The sequence below is a fragment of the Puia sp. genome, from assembly GCF_035546395.1.
Classification (GTDB): Bacteria; Bacteroidota; Bacteroidia; order Chitinophagales; family Chitinophagaceae; genus Puia.
This window is the reverse complement of record NZ_DASZXR010000014.1, coordinates 922,977-937,829: the sequence shown is the minus strand read 5'-3', so window position 1 is coordinate 937,829 and position 14,853 is coordinate 922,977. Positions and strand designations below refer to the sequence as shown.

The 14,853-nt window shown below is 47.8% G+C and carries 12 protein-coding genes; all 12 read right to left on the bottom strand.

Annotated elements, in window-relative coordinates; all coding sequences use genetic code 11:
• Positions 1 to 69: 69 nt before the first annotated feature.
• The 12 genes from VHE34_RS16670 to VHE34_RS16615 all read right to left on the bottom strand — a co-directional run bounded on the left by VHE34_RS16670 (position 70) and on the right by VHE34_RS16615 (position 14,837).
• Positions 70 to 2,679, bottom strand: coding sequence for a multicopper oxidase domain-containing protein (locus tag VHE34_RS16670; RefSeq protein WP_325589981.1), 2,610 nt, complete (start codon positions 2,677 to 2,679; stop codon positions 70 to 72).
• 9 nt (positions 2,680 to 2,688) lie between these two features.
• On the bottom strand, positions 2,689 to 3,153 hold the full coding sequence (locus VHE34_RS16665) for a heme-binding domain-containing protein (RefSeq protein WP_325589980.1): 465 nt from the start codon (positions 3,151 to 3,153) through the stop codon (positions 2,689 to 2,691).
• 10 nt (positions 3,154 to 3,163) lie between these two features.
• On the bottom strand, positions 3,164 to 3,733 hold the full coding sequence (locus tag VHE34_RS16660; RefSeq protein ID WP_325589979.1) for a DUF3347 domain-containing protein: 570 nt from the start codon (positions 3,731 to 3,733) through the stop codon (positions 3,164 to 3,166).
• Between the two features lie 39 nt (positions 3,734 to 3,772).
• Positions 3,773 to 4,276 carry a DUF3347 domain-containing protein gene (locus VHE34_RS16655; RefSeq protein WP_325589978.1) on the bottom strand — a complete coding sequence of 168 codons (504 nt, stop codon included), beginning with the start codon at positions 4,274 to 4,276 and terminating at the stop codon, positions 3,773 to 3,775.
• 113 nt (positions 4,277 to 4,389) lie between these two features.
• On the bottom strand, positions 4,390 to 4,845 hold the full coding sequence (locus VHE34_RS16650; protein ID WP_325589977.1) for a hypothetical protein: 456 nt from the start codon (positions 4,843 to 4,845) through the stop codon (positions 4,390 to 4,392).
• A gap of 164 nt (positions 4,846 to 5,009) precedes the next feature.
• Positions 5,010 to 6,356 carry a hypothetical protein gene (locus tag VHE34_RS16645; protein WP_325589976.1) on the bottom strand — a complete coding sequence of 449 codons (1,347 nt, stop codon included), beginning with the start codon at positions 6,354 to 6,356 and terminating at the stop codon, positions 5,010 to 5,012.
• 139 nt (positions 6,357 to 6,495) lie between these two features.
• Positions 6,496 to 7,743, bottom strand: coding sequence for a type II restriction endonuclease (locus VHE34_RS16640; RefSeq protein WP_325589975.1), 1,248 nt, complete (start codon positions 7,741 to 7,743; stop codon positions 6,496 to 6,498).
• Positions 7,744 to 7,812: 69 nt separating this feature from the next.
• Positions 7,813 to 9,021: an efflux RND transporter periplasmic adaptor subunit gene (locus VHE34_RS16635; RefSeq protein ID WP_325589974.1), complete on the bottom strand. Its 1,209-nt coding sequence runs from the start codon at positions 9,019 to 9,021 to the stop codon at positions 7,813 to 7,815.
• Between the two features lie 5 nt (positions 9,022 to 9,026).
• Positions 9,027 to 10,202 carry an efflux RND transporter periplasmic adaptor subunit gene (locus tag VHE34_RS16630; protein WP_325589973.1) on the bottom strand — a complete coding sequence of 392 codons (1,176 nt, stop codon included), beginning with the start codon at positions 10,200 to 10,202 and terminating at the stop codon, positions 9,027 to 9,029.
• Between the two features lie 168 nt (positions 10,203 to 10,370).
• Complete coding sequence (locus VHE34_RS16625; RefSeq protein ID WP_325589971.1) at positions 10,371 to 11,621, bottom strand: TolC family protein; 1,251 nt, start codon at positions 11,619 to 11,621, stop codon at positions 10,371 to 10,373.
• Between the two features lie 4 nt (positions 11,622 to 11,625).
• Positions 11,626 to 13,545: an efflux RND transporter permease subunit gene (locus tag VHE34_RS16620; protein ID WP_325589969.1), complete on the bottom strand. Its 1,920-nt coding sequence runs from the start codon at positions 13,543 to 13,545 to the stop codon at positions 11,626 to 11,628.
• Positions 13,542 to 14,837 carry an efflux RND transporter permease subunit gene (locus tag VHE34_RS16615; RefSeq protein ID WP_325589967.1) on the bottom strand — a complete coding sequence of 432 codons (1,296 nt, stop codon included), beginning with the start codon at positions 14,835 to 14,837 and terminating at the stop codon, positions 13,542 to 13,544. Before VHE34_RS16615 ends, VHE34_RS16620 begins: the two co-directional genes overlap by 4 nt.
• Positions 14,838 to 14,853 lie beyond the last annotated feature (16 nt).

Here is a 14,853-nt window from a genome sequence, read left to right as displayed (position 1 = left end):
AGCATGGTCGTGACCGGTGTGTTGATGGGGATGCTGATTTTCCATTGTACGCCGTTTTGTTGTAAGAGATTAATAGACTAATGTTATCCCTGCCCCCAGGCCCATATCGCTGTCAAAATGGGTGGATAATGAGAAATATTTAGTAAGAATATACCGAAAACCAGCCATATATTCCTTATCGGTATTGACCATCATATTGAACCGTAAACGGCTTGTGACAGGTATGTCTTCTCTGCTTAATTGAAAGCGGAATTTCCCATTACCGTCCACTCTTGCATCGGCCACGAACAACATTGGCAGAGTGTAAGCGATACCTGCTGTTACAGTTTTACGATCGAGTTTGTCGCTTTTTTGACCAAACCAGTTTTTTTCTTCATTGCCAAAAATATTTTTAGGGCCACCTTCTGTTTTGTAGTGATAATCAAAGCCAATATAAGGATACCACCATTGCATCCGACCCAAATAACGACCGATCGTGGTTTCACTTTCATAACCATGCATATCATGCAAACCCAAATGCCAGAGTGTACTGGCTTTCCAGCGGGTTTGCGCAAACATTGCCTCGCCATCGCTCCCATTGCTTTCCAATTCCGCCCTTGCCATAAAATGAGGCATCCTGTCATCCCAATACAATTTCCGTTGCGCCAGATTGGGATTGGGTATGTCAGGGTTGGGCAGGTTGTTGTCATACCTGAATATCCTTCCCATGCCACTCATCATATGGTATAGAATATGGCAATGGAAGAACCAGTCGCCCCCCGGTTCGGTGGCCGCGAACTCTATGGTATCCAATTCCATCGGCATCATGTCGATGATGTTCTTCATAGGAGCATACTCGCCCTGCCCGTTCAGTAGCCTGAAGTCATGGCCGTGCAGGTGCATGGGGTGCCGCATCATGCTATTGTTGTATAGTATAAGCCGTACATTCTCTCCTTTTTTAATAAGGATCCTGTCACTCTCAGAAACCACTTTATTATCCAGGCTCCAGACATAGCGGTTCATATTCCCAGTGAGTGTAAAATGTAGTTCTCTCAACGGCCCGGGAGGCAGGGTGGTTTTCTTCGGATCGCGCAACATCGTATAGTTCAGCGTTACGATGTTGGATGGCGCTGAGGTCATATTCATACCCTCCATGTTATGCATGTCATGCCCTTGCATTGTATCCTTTTTCTCTTCCTTTTGGGGCTGTTCCTCTCCGGTGATCTCCGGATACATGACGGTGTTCATATCCATTATCTGGTTTTGCATTTTCATACCGTCCATTTGCACCAGGTTCCCTTTCATATCCATCATGTCGTTCATCATCTTCATGCCGGCAAAATATTTGAGCCTGGGCAACTTTTTGGCAGGCACTCTATCCCCGCTGCCGAGCCAAAGGGAAGCCGATTTAGTACGGTCTTCTGGTGTTACGAGGAACTCGTAGCTCTTATTCTCAGGGATGGTCACTACAACATCGTATGTTTCAGACACGGCTATTATCAACCGGTCTACCTCCACGGGCTCAACATCATTTCCATCCGTAGCGACTACAGTTATTTTGCCTCCCGAATAGGTCAGCCAAAAATAGTCGGAAGCCCCGCCATTGGCGATGCGCAGTCTTACCTTGTCGCCGGCCTTGAACTGAGGCTGTTCATACTGGTTTTTCCCGTTGATCAAAAACTTATCATAAAATACGTCACTCACATCCATAGCGGTCATTCGTTTCCATTCGTTGGTTGCCTTGGTTTTAAAGTGGCCGGTCCGTATGGCCTCCGCATAGCTCTGGGTGCTCCCCTTTTCTATGGCAAACCAATCGGTCGCGGCATGCAGGCTGCGTTGCACCTCTCCGGGTCTCATGTTCGTCCATTCGCTCAACACAACAGGGATCGTAGGGATATCCCATTCTTTTCGTTTGTTCATGATAAAAGCCCCGTACATACCTATTTGCTCCTGCAAGCCCGAATGACTATGATACCAATGAGTGCCATGCTGGACAATAGGGAATTTGTATAAGTACGTTGTGTGGGGTTTTATAGGCATCTGGGTAAGATTGGGCACACCGTCCATCCTGTTGGGAAGGAATAAACCATGCCAGTGCAGGGCCGTTTCTTCATCCAGGTCGTTATGAACATAGATCTCCGCCGTATCCCCTTCGGTAAAGGTAAGCGTGGGCATAGGGATCTGCCCGTTCACGGCAATGGCGCGTTTGGGCTTGCCGCCAAAATCAACTATTGTGTCGGCAACATACAGGTCGTAGCGAACGGTATGAGGCGGAGTAGCGGCGGCAATGGTGTTTACCGGCCCCAGGCTCGCCTTTGCATTTCTTATATTTTCCATGAGTGCATCGTTGTCCCCCATGTCCATTCCATCCATTTTGGCGCTGTCCATGTTGGCCATCTTTGCGGCACTGTCCTTCATAGGCATTGGCATAGTGTCTTTACTCATGTCCATGGGCATCGAGGCGGCCGTATCTTTCGGCATCTGCATCCCCTCCTGCCTGGAAGGCGCCGCCGGTTTTTTTACTTTTTTGGCCACCAGCTTCATGCCGCATTTAGGGCAGTTGCCCGGCTTGTTCATTTGCACTTCCGGGTGCATGACACAGGTGTATATCACTGGCTGCTTTTGCTTGTCAGTCCCCTGCTGGGACCACGCAAATGTGCCCGTGAAGACCAATAAAACCGCTATAATAATATTTTTCATTCTCGTATTTTAATTTTTTGGTGCAAGACTGTCCCTTGTTTTTCGTGCCCAATCCATAACCAGCTCTTTTTCGTCTTGCGAAAGCCTTGCCCCTTTGTGTATCAGTGTGTAAGAAGACAATGGCATGGCCCCATCCTTAATGCTGTTCTCGATGGACTTCAATTTGCTTGCCTGCCTTCTTCCGGAATAAGACCCAAATTCGCTGAAGTTCAACTCCCCCTTTCCTTCTTTAATATGACGGGCCAGCATCCACCCCACCGGCTGTATATTCACATACCAGGGATAATTGGTGTTGTTGCTATGACAATCATAACAGGCAGTCCTCAGAATAGACTCCACATTTTGAGGAATGGCACAGATCTTTGAAATATCGGTAGGTAATACCTGCCCGTTCTTATTACGGGCAGGTTGTATGAATTGAATGGCGATGAATAAGATCAGTACTGTCAACAGTATTTTTTTTATCCGGCTCATGCTTCATGATTTATTTCAGCTCTTCCTTTACCGTACCACAGGTTGGCATTTTTTTGCCCAAATATGGGTTTTTTATACCCTTCAGTTCGCTGAGCCAGATTGCGCCTTTCCCGTCATTATACATGGGGCAGGAGTCCTTGTACAAAGGTTGTCCTGCGCCAAATGTTTTTACCAGCTCATACATATCCTTGCTCAACATATCGAAATGCTCCCGCTGGTGAGGGACATTAGCAGCATTCTTCCCGATATGTTCGGCGTGTTCCCGGGCATCATCCTGTACATCTGCGTAGGTCTTCTTTTGCGCGGGGGTCAACGCGGATGTATCGATCTTTTGAAAGGCATCTACCATTGTATTCCCTGCTGTTGCTGCATCGTTCCCGTTGTCGTTAGCCAGTGCATTTTTCAATTGCAGATAGCCTCCGAGAATGTCTTTCACGGGAGTTGCTGTTCCCGCTGTTGACGCAGCTTCCTTTTTAGTTGGGGTGCTGTCGCCGGCCGTTTGGGAAGGATTGTTGTTGCCGTTGTTACAGGCAGCAAAAATAGTTGTGCCAATGGTTGCTATTAAAAGAAGGTATTTCATTGTTTTAATTTTAAGAATGAGAAATCGATCGAAAGCATGTTATTTTATCGTATCGCTGATCTTACCGCAGGTAAGCATCTGGCTGCCAAAATAGGGGTTTTTGATAGCTGTTTCACTGCTCAGCCAGTATGCCTTTTTCATCGGGCAATAATCCTGGTAGACAGGTTTGTCAGATAGTTTTACAGCTTTGGCCAGTTTGTAAAAGTTACTTGAAAACGATTGAAAATGTTCCCGTTGATGACTTATTTCTTTCGTTTCGGCAATATGCTTTGCGTCAAAAGCCAATTTTTCCTGTAAAGGCATAAACGCGTTCATATCCGCTGCTGACAAAGATTTCATATCAATGGCGTTGATGGCTTTGACAAATTCGCCGGCCTGGGCTGCAGCGGTATTGGCGTCACTGGCTATCAGCGCGTTCTTGATATTATAGTACAAGCTAAGCAAGGATGTCAAAGGTGATTCATGAGCGGTTACAGCATCACCGGCTTTTGCAGAAAAAGAAATGGAAGCAAATAAGGCTGCTGAGAGAATGAGCGTTTTCATTTTAAATAGATTTGAGTTTTTACAATAATGGGGATGACATATAACGTTATGCCCGGTAGGACACGCCGTATAAAGTATAAACAGGCTGGTTTTGCCCGTTTAGGGGCAAAAAATCAAATCTGGAAGGACTGAATGGACACACGTATCCCCCGGGAGCCCGGCACATAAGGTCGGAGCACCTGCAATGACTGTCCGTGGCCATGAGTAAATGAAGATATATAAGACTGATATAAGAAATGAAGATGCACCAATATCACAGGCAATTCAATGCCTGCATTGATAGTGTTTGCAAGCAATTTATCTGATTGGGAGAATTTAACTACGTGATCGTTACAGCAATTATTGTCTTCATCTGCCTTTTTAGCTTTCGAGGCTTCATGATCATGATGATGTGTGGCTCCTTCATGATGATGACCTATGGTAGGAGATATAGCTTCTTCCTCGTGGTGATGTTTGGTATTGAATCCCATATTCAGGCCAGCGGCACATGCAAACCCTACGACTGTATTTAAAGAAAATACTGCCAATAGGAAGACCGCTTTTATTCGTATGGAGGTGTTTGATGTCATTGCTTCTTACAAGTATCCATAGAAAATACCATAATCGACACAAAAATAAGCACTTCGACTAAAATCGCTGTTATATAATTTTGAAAAAATCTTATATATTTTTTGTAACGCACGCCCAAAGGCTAATTGCAAATCATTGTTTTTCAATTTTATAGCAGCTTTTACTATCGTTGCAGGGTTGAATATTTTATCGAAAAATTCAAGCCATAACTTATCATACGGATATCACCAAATCCCGCTCCCTTTAGCGGCAGTTTACAATAGGGTTCCCATTCCAAAGATATCCTATGATTGACAGCTGTTTCAAATCCCACCATCATATTGAAGCTTGCAAAGGGTAGAAAGGCTTTATTCCTATATCCATCTGTATATCCAGTGGTGGGTGGAGTTTCAGTGCAACCCGTCTCTTTTCGCTGGTAAGACAACGTTTGAAAGTAATAGTCGCATTTTTCTCTTTCGACCAGGTAGGACGATAGACCGGCGCTCACAGAGAGTGATTTTTGTCGCGTCAAATGAAGATTGTATTGCAAATTCACAGGAATTTCGATCAAATCCATGCTTCCCTCCACGGCTTTCAGCCGGGTACCGGGCCAACCACTCGGCCAGGATCCGAGCGGCAGTTTGAAATCCTTGCCATTAGCCTCATAACTTTTATGAACCCAAAATAAGCCTGTAGTTACGGACCATTGCCGGGTTATGGCATAGTTGACCTTCATGCCAAGAAAAATTCCTGGTTTACGCTGTGCATAGGATTTTACCGATGTAAAGTCTGGTCCCATGGATAAGCCTAGCTGAATGGCGCCTCCTTCAGATTTAGCTGTCTTATTTCCGACACGCCCCTTACCATTTTTCTGTGGATATACAGTATTTCGGGCAAGCGCTCTTAAGGAGGAATCGTTTACGACCGGCCTGGTTCTCCCTGTTTCCGAACTTCGACTTACCGGAATATAAGTATGGGACTTCGCCCTGGATATAGTTTGACGCATACTCCCGCTTAACATAGAATAAGATCCTTCCATTGGGGAACTATCACGTCTGGTATGCAAAAAAGCATCTATGACAGTGATGGATGCATCTCTTAAAGGGCCTTTACCACTATATTTCTTGAAGTCAGGATTTTCTTTAAATGTAGATTTGGTGCTATTGGTTGTAATTTTTGTTGCAGAATCTATTGGAATCGTTGAAGATGGATAGCTTTTTATAACTGTCCGCGGAGGCCCGGAGGCAATATTATTATTAGCAACGGAATTGTTGGTTTTGCCCTGATCGCCGGAATTAGAGCGGATAGGAGCGATGAAATAGTATAAGAGACCCGTCAATAAGGCAATACTGCCCACACTATACGTCAAGATCCTTCGAATAGCACGTGAACGCTCTATTCGCCTTCTCCGGAGGTCTTCGTCCAGTTGAATTTTTATTTTCTCCCAATCACCTCTTGGAAATTTTGGGCCATATTTCTCGGCTGCTTCACGAGCTAGTCTGTCCAATTCCTTATCAGAAAGCTTTGGCATATGCCTGACGCATGTTTTTATAGGTTAACAACAGGACATAGAAATTTTATTTTTTGTGTCCTGCCCTTCAATCTATAAAAAGTACGCAAATTATTTGTTAAAGGTTGTTTGCCCGGGTATAAATTGATTTTGATCCACTTCAAACAGCTTTTGCAATCTTTTGCATAATATGATGGCTATCACCGAACTTGCACAGGGACTCGCAATGCTGCTGCAGGTCCGAGAACAGGATGTATCTGATGGGAACGTTATTTTTCCGGATGGCAGGGCGAGACAATTGCAATACCACATCTCTTTCCCGGGCATCCGGAACTATGAGGTAAAGCACTTCATCCCCGTCAGCAATTGTAAAGCTCAGGTCGGTCAGGCGAAGAATGCCTGAATATATACTGGTACTTTTCTCTACCTCGAAGGCAGCTACCACGTTGTTGGTACCTTTTTGGAACCATAGAACATCGATAAGCTGGATCGTATTCAACGTCTCACGGTCACAACTCATAGTAGGAAAGGAAGACAGGCTCATAAAGGAGAAACTTTGCCCGTGGCAGCTTTTTGAACGGTCGTTGGCGGCAGGGATAACATCATAGCCCAGGGCATTTCCGATCTTCAGCAGGTGGTATTGCATATTGGTATGCAAACTCTCCTGCTCTTTTTCATCCTGGACTTCTCTATGCCGCCTTTCTATGGCTTTTTCCAGCTTTTTTCTTTCGTCATCGTTTAAATATTCATCTGTCCCTAAAATCAATTTTTGGGTACCTATCTCGAAAAGCAATCCGGCAACGGCCCCCAGATCAGTTGATAATTCTGCTCGATGCCGGCTGTTGGCATCTATCAGCACTTCCCTGAGCTTTAAATATTCGCTCCAACTGCCGAGCTTCTTTTTGTCCTTGAACAGAAAATTGAAGCCGTTGATGATGGCCGTATTGAAAGGCGGGACAATGGTCGGATGCAGAAAGTAAAGGATACTGGCTACTGCAGGACCAAGACCTTTGATCTTTATGCTGTCCAGGCGAATGATCTCTTTTATGATCTGCTCTTCCGCCTTTGCATTCAGGCAATTTTCCAGGAACTGGCCGAATGCCTGCTTATTGGCTTCATGTTCGTAAATATCCGGGATACGCAGCTTGGGTTTCCAGTAAAAGGGATGGGCTGCGCCCTCGAATACCTGCTTTTGTTCAGTAATACTGGCCAGCACAAATTCCAGCGAGGAGCCTTTAAAGTCGTTGGGGAACCGTTTGCATTTGATATCCTCGATCACCTGCATTACACCCCGGCGGATGGAACGGAATGCTTTCAACCGTTCCTCATTGTTGATGAACCAGGTGTTATAGACAGATTCTTTGTCTTGTTTGTATTGTTGAATGATAGCTGAAAGATGCTCGCTCATTTAAACATCGCCGGTAGGTTTTAGCCTGAACAGCACATCAAAATAGGATATTTTTAGTATATAGCAATCCTACATTTTCATCCCCGACATGGGATTGGCACCCTGCTTGAAGATGTATTCACTATTAATAAGGTAGGCCCCGTTGATCACCACGATATCGCCCTCGCTAAGCCCCGATCTTATCTCGATCCGGTCACCGGTCTCCATTCCAACCTCTACCATCCGGCTGGCAAAGGTCTTGTCGCTGGTACGGACCCATACGGTGGCCCCCTTGCCATCTCGGATCACCGCGTCGATCGGCAAAGAGAACATGCTGTGTGTCCGGTTGGTCAGGAACACATAAGCGGGCATACCCGGCTTTAAGCGGCCATCCGGATTGGGAACGCCTACCCTCGCCAGGTTGATCCGGGTGTCAGGGTTGATCTCGGGGTTCACAAAGCCGATCCTGCCGGCTATACGCTTTCCGGGCAGATCAGGCACCTGGACTTCGACCGTTGCATTCCAGTCTATTTGTGACAGTTGGGAAGAGTACACCTGCGCTTCCGCCCATAAGGAGGAAAGATCCGCCAGCCTCATGAGGGTGTTTCCTTCCATGGCATAGTCACCTTCCTTGAGCTCTAACTGGGTGACGTACCCGCTTTGGTTGCTGTAGAAGGTGGTGAGCGGACCGGTTTGTCGTGTTTTCATCAACTCTGCTAGCTGGCTTTCGCTCATGCCCCATAGCAGGAGCTTATATTTGGCGCTTTCTATCAGCCGGTCGAAGTCGATGATGGAATTATCCAGCGTATTTTTCCGTTCCACCGCCGCTATCAGTTCCTGCTTGGCATTGTTCAGATCCTCACTATAGAGGTCGTAAAGCTTGTCTCCCTTCCTTACATAGTCTCCCAGGTTCTTGAAATACAACTTATCTATCCGTCCCATGACCCTGATGCTCACAGAGGTGGTCTTCATCTGGTCGGTATTCAACGTGGCGGTCAGTACGATCTTGTTGCCGACCATACTGCTCCTGATGGTGTCGGTCTGTATATTACCCAATTGGATCTGCTGCTCGCTGAGCTTTATTTCACCTGCACTCTGGTTGTTTGTTTTGCTGGGAGTTGACATGTCCATGCCCTTCATATCGTCCATGCTGTCGGTCATCGTCATTCCTTTCATGCTGTCTGCCTTCATCCGGGCGTTTTTGTCCATTGGCAGGCTGTCAGTTGCATGGGCGGCAGGATGCCGGTCGTTATTACAGGAGAAAAGGAATAAACCGAGAATGATCCAGTTCGTTCTCATAAACTTCATTTTACTTTTATAAAACTTTCGCTATCCATGAGGTACTGTGCATTTTGCGCTACAGTATCCGTTTCCGCCAGGCCGTTCAGGATTTGTGTTTTGCTGTTGTACGTGTACCCTGTGGCAACAATATGCGGCATGAAGCCTCCATTGTATTTGACGAAGACGACCTTATCCAGGCCCAGCGAAACGATGGCATCTTTTGGCAACCATGCGCCTGTCATCTGGTCGGGATAAATGGTGGCCTTCGCCTGGCTGCCGATGAGCAACTGACCCCTGGAATTATCGAAATACACTCTTACCGTCAATGTTTTTTGCTCCTTGCGAAAGAAGGGCTCGATAAAATCGACCTTACCGGAAACAGGGTTGTCGGGAGCCGTTTCAGCGTTTAAGATAACCCTGTTCCCTTTTTTTATTAGCCCTTGATCGTCGCCGTAGATATTCAATACCGCCCAGGCCTTGGCCGGATCGTATACATAAAGGACGGTCTGCCCTTTTTGGATATACATTCCTTCTTTCAAGGGAAGTTCTTCCGTTAGCACAGCGATATCTCTCATTCCTCCCCGGACAGGTTCGGCACCATTCTTCATTCCGCCGGCCTCATGAATATGGCCGCTGTATCTGCTGTATACGGATACGGTCAGGGAAGGCTTTCCTGTGGTGATCACCTGTTGCAGCTGTTCTCTGCCCATGCCAAGCAGCAAGAGTTTTTCCTTTGCTGCATTGATCAGGCCGGCGTTGGAAGCATCGTTCTTTAAAAGGAACAAAAGATTTTGTTGGGCAGTAAGCAATTCGGGGCTATAAATGTCCATGACCTTCTGGCCTGTGCTCACTTTTTGAAAACGGTACCGCACATATAATTTTTCAATGCGGCCTGATATCCTTGCAGAAATAGTCCCTACCTGCCGGGTATCATAGGTGACAAAGCCCAGTCCTTCCACTTGTATCTTTTCGGCGCCGTGTTCGAGAGTAGTGACCGGCAGGGTGGAGATAACAAAACCATTGGTCGGTCTCAGCAAGACGCCCAGGTCGATGCCTTCTATCTTTTTATTCTCCGCCGATTTTTTTATCAGGTCCATGCCACAGATGGGACATTTCCCCGGCCTGTCCCGTATGATCTCGGGATGCATGGAGCAGGTGTATACCTCCGGGACCTCTTTCCCATCGGCGGGAGAGTCCATATGCGCTGGGATTTTGCCCATTTCCATCGACTGATGCGCCGGGCCGCTGCCGGATCGCTTTTCTTTACAGGAGCCCAATGTCATAAAAGCCACTGTTATAAGCAAGATGAGAAACTGTGGTCTTCGTCGATCGTTATATTTTTGTATTGTAAACATAATCTTTTCCATTTACCTAATTTCAAGTATTCTTTCCAGTTCCACCTGCATCCGCAGCAGTTCTAGCAATTGGTCCAGGTAGGTCAGCTGCGTCATATTCAAGGTTTCCCAGGCATCCAGTAGCATGAACAGTTCTTCCGTGTTCTGCTCATATCCCAGCTGCATGGTTTGATAATTCTTTTCCAGCGCCGGAATGATGTTGTCTTCGAATAATTTGACCTGCCCTTTTTTTGTCGCGATATCCGCCTGCATACCATGAGCCATTCCCGACGCCTCGTTTATCGTCATTTGCTTCTGTTGACCAAGCGATTCCGCCTTCCACTTCAGGCTTTCAGCATTGGCCTTGTACATCTTCGACGACCATCTGGCCAGGGGCAGCCGTACCATGCCCATTAAGGTGAATTGCATGGGCAGGCCGCCAAATCCGAACATGTGCTCATAACGGATGCCGAATTCCGGTTTCAATTTGGTCAGCTCGACTTTACGCTGCAACTGCGTGAGTTGTATAGCCCGGTCTATGGCCTTTATATCGCTACGGGCATCGGAAAGCAGGGAGCTATCGGCAACCAGGGCGCTGTAATCCCTGATCGTATAGGTCGTGTCTATATCGAATTCCTGCGACTTCTCTCTGTTCATCAGGGTGTTCAATGCGATCCGTTTTTGCTTTATCTCATTTTCCAGCATACGTCGCATATTTGCCAGGTTGCCTAACGCAGCCTTGGCTTTATAGTAGGCACTTAGTTTATCCTGTCCATTCTTATACCGTATCTCGGCATTTTGGATCATGAATTCCAGGAGCCGTTCGTCCCGGTCGATAACAGTTATTTTTTCCCGGATGATGATCCATTCATAATAGCTCCTTTTTGCTGCCGCATACAGTTCATTAAGGGAGGCCTTCTTTTGTTCTTTGGCGACAGATGACATGGCACCCATGTAGGCCGCGTTGGCATCCAGTGTTTTCCGGTTGGGAATTACCTGCTGGGCAGAGATCGTATATTGTCCCATTCCGCTCGTCCCGTCGGCTCCTTTCCGCCATAAGGCCGTATTATATGGCGCCATCCAAAAGCCTGTTCCCAGCTCCGGTGCCATCCAGCTTCTCGCCCCCTTTGCGGCCTCATCCATCGAGCGGATGTCATTATCATACATTTTCCCGACGGGATTGGCTTTTTGGATCTCCTTCAAAATGCTATCCAGGCTTTGCCGCTGTGCAACGGCAGGCATAAGGCTTGTAAAGATGATGATCAATGCTAATATCCACTTCATAGTATTAATGTTTTGCCTCCAGTACTTCGATCTTTCCTTTTTTTCGTAGTTCATGCTCCTTGGTGATCAGGAAAGTCAGCGGTGTCACCAACAGGATATAAGTGGAGGAGGTCAATACACCTCCCACCATGGGGAGTACGATGGGGATCATCACATCGCTGCCTACCCCTGTGCTCCATAAAATGGGTACTAATCCGAAAAGAGAAACACTTACGGTCATCAGCTTTGGACGCAATCGTTTGGCCGCGCCTGCTATCACGTATTCCTTCAGGTCCTGCTTTGTGATGGTAGCGCTGGAATTGCCCTTGGCCGCTACCAGCTGCTGCATGGCATCGTTCAGGTAGATGACCATCACGATATTGGTCTCGACCGCCAGGCCGAAGAGCGCAATAAAACCTACCGACACGGCAACGGAGAGGTTCACCCCCCAGAAATAGACCATGAACGCTCCGCCGATGAGGGCAAAGGGAATCGAGATCAGGCTGATCAGGGCCTCTTTAGCGGAATGAAAGGCGAAGTACATGCTCAGGAAGATGATCAGCAGCACCACGGGCAGGATCATTTTCAGGGTCTTTTCGCTGCGGATGAGGTTCTCATACTGACCGCTCCATTCCAGGAAATAGCCTTTGGACATGGTGGATAACATTTTGTCCAGCTTTTTCTTGGCCGCCTCCACCGTGCTGGCCAGGTCACGATCCCTGACATTGAACAGTACCGTTCCCCTGAGCATGGCATTTTCGGAGTTGATCATCGGCGGTCCGTCGCTCAGACGAACGTCTGCAACGGCTTCCAGGGGAATGGGTCCGTAGCTCCTGGTTTGTACCTGCAGCCGCCGTAAGGCATCCAGGTTGTTACGGAAATCCTGCCCGAACCGGGCATTCACGGAAAAGCGCCGCCGGCCCTCGACAGTAGTGGTCAGTCTCATGCCACCCAGGGCGCCTTCCACCACGGCGTTCACATCGTCGATGCTAAGCCCATACCGGCTGATCTCTTCCCGCTTAACAATGATATCTACATATTTTCCGCCGGTGATCGGTTCTACATAGAGATCCTTTACGCCTGGAACGCCTTCCAGCTCCTTTTTAAGCATTTGGGCGAAAGCATAGATCGTGTCGAGGTTCTGACCATACACTTTCAGTCCTACATCGGTGCGGATACCTGTTGACAGCATGTTGATCCGGTTGATGATGGGCTGGGTCCAGGCATTGGTGATCCCGGGCATCTGCAATTTATCATTCAGCTCCTTGATGATGCTGTCTTTCGTCCAGCCTGCGCGCCATGCTTTCTGCGGTTTTAACAAGACGATGGTCTCTATCATGCTCACAGGCGAATTGTCAGTGGGGGTATAGGCCCTGCCGGCCTTGCCCAGCACATTTTCTACCTCGGGTACGGACCTGATGATCTTGTCCTGTATCTGCAGAAGGTTCTTGACCTCGGAATTGGAAATATCCGGAAGCGCCACCGGCATGAACAAGAGGGAACCTTCATCCAGGGGCGGCATAAACTCTGATCCCAACCGGGTGACCATCACCACGCCGATGGCCAGCGCAACGATATTGATGCCGATAGTCGTCTTGCGCCATTTGAGACAGAGGCGGATCAGCGGCTCGTAAACCCTTTCCAGCACCCGGTTCACCGGGTTGGCTGTATCCGGTAGGAATCGCCCCTTCATAAAAAAAGAAATCAGCACCGGCGCGAGGGTTACGACCAGGATGGCATCGACCATCATGATAAAAGATTTCGTCCAGGCCAGCGGGCCGAAAAGCTTTCCTTCCTGGCCGGTGAGTAAAAACACTGGCAAAAAGGATGCAATGATGATCACCGTCGAAAAAAATACTCCCCTGGACACCTGTTTGGAGGCCTTTTCTATAATGGCCAGCCGGACATCTTCGGGTACGTTCCGATAGCTTTTTTGGAGTTTCATATTTCAGCTTTTTTTGTTTCGGGGTCCGGCTTATTCTGCCATTCCGATAAGTTTCGATACGAGTTTTCCGACATGATAATGCCATTGTCCACCACGACCCCGATGGCCAGGGCAATACCAGTCAGTGACATGAGGTTGGATGATAGCCCGAATGAATCCAGCAGGATGAAGCTGATCGCGATGGTGATGGGCAGCTGGATGATAATGCTCAGCGCACTGCGCCAGTGAAAGAGAAAGATGATGACGATGATACACACGGTAATGATCTCCTCTTTCAATTTCCCCTTGATGGTTTGCAACGCCGCCTCGATGAGGGTGCTCCGGTCATAAGCCGCCTTAAAGGTCACACCTGCCGGCAAACCCTTTTGGAGATCGGCCATCTTTTGTTTCACCGCTTTGATCACTTTGTCCGCATTCTCTCCATAACGCATGACGACGATGCCTCCCACCACTTCTCCCTCACCGTTCTGGTCCACAATACCCAGGCGAAGATCGCCGCCCATTTGCACGTAAGCGACATCCTTTACCCTCACCGGGATCCCATTGTAAACGCCCAGGGAGATATCTTCCAGGTCTTCTTTTTTCTTAACATAACCCAGCCCCCGGATGATATATCCCATATCGCTCATTTCGAATTTTCTTCCCCCCACGTCATTGTTATTGGCTTTAACTTTGTTCATGATGTCCATCAGCGATACGTTATAGTATTGCAGCTTCACCGGGTCCACCACCAACTGGTATTGCTTTTCAAAACCGCCGAATGAAGCTACCTCTGCCACACCAGGTACGGTCTGTAAGGCGAATTTTATATACCAGTCCTGCAGGGCCCGCTGTTCGCCCAGGTCTATTCCTTTTGCATCAAGGGTGTACCAGAAGATATGACCGACACCTGTACCGTCCGGTCCCAAGGAAGGGGTAATTCCCTGAGGCAGCAAACGCTGCGCGTAATTGAGCCGTTCCAGCACTCTTGTTCGGGCCCAATAGATGTCCACAGCATCCTCGAATATTACATACACAAAGCTCATCCCAAACATCGATGTGCCGCGGATGCGTTTTATTTTGGGAATCCCCTGGAGGTTGGACACCAGGGGATAGGTGATCTGGTCCTCTATGAGCTGCGGGCTTCGGCCCATCCACTCGGTGAAAACGATCACCTGGTTCTCGGAAAGGTCGGGGATGGCGTCGATGGGATTTCGTTGGATGGAGAACCAGCCCCACACGAACAGACCTGCGGCTAATAAAAGCACTATATACCGATTGCGAAGCGAGAATTCAATTAATCTTTCAACCATGGCTCTTTTATTGTCG

Coding starts and splice junctions, on each gene's coding strand:
- VHE34_RS16670 (WP_325589981.1), bottom strand. CDS start 2,679: ATGAAAAATATTATTATAGCGGTTTTATTGGTCTTCACGGGCACATTT.
- VHE34_RS16665 (WP_325589980.1), bottom strand. CDS start 3,153: ATGAGCCGGATAAAAAAAATACTGTTGACAGTACTGATCTTATTCATC.
- VHE34_RS16660 (WP_325589979.1), bottom strand. CDS start 3,733: ATGAAATACCTTCTTTTAATAGCAACCATTGGCACAACTATTTTTGCT.
- VHE34_RS16655 (WP_325589978.1), bottom strand. CDS start 4,276: ATGAAAACGCTCATTCTCTCAGCAGCCTTATTTGCTTCCATTTCTTTT.
- VHE34_RS16650 (WP_325589977.1), bottom strand. CDS start 4,845: ATGACATCAAACACCTCCATACGAATAAAAGCGGTCTTCCTATTGGCA.
- VHE34_RS16645 (WP_325589976.1), bottom strand. CDS start 6,356: ATGCCAAAGCTTTCTGATAAGGAATTGGACAGACTAGCTCGTGAAGCA.
- VHE34_RS16640 (WP_325589975.1), bottom strand. CDS start 7,743: ATGAGCGAGCATCTTTCAGCTATCATTCAACAATACAAACAAGACAAA.
- VHE34_RS16635 (WP_325589974.1), bottom strand. CDS start 9,021: ATGAGAACGAACTGGATCATTCTCGGTTTATTCCTTTTCTCCTGTAAT.
- VHE34_RS16630 (WP_325589973.1), bottom strand. CDS start 10,202: ATGGACTCTCCCGCCGATGGGAAAGAGGTCCCGGAGGTATACACCTGC.
- VHE34_RS16625 (WP_325589971.1), bottom strand. CDS start 11,621: ATGAAGTGGATATTAGCATTGATCATCATCTTTACAAGCCTTATGCCT.
- VHE34_RS16620 (WP_325589969.1), bottom strand. CDS start 13,545: ATGAAACTCCAAAAAAGCTATCGGAACGTACCCGAAGATGTCCGGCTG.
- VHE34_RS16615 (WP_325589967.1), bottom strand. CDS start 14,837: ATGGTTGAAAGATTAATTGAATTCTCGCTTCGCAATCGGTATATAGTG.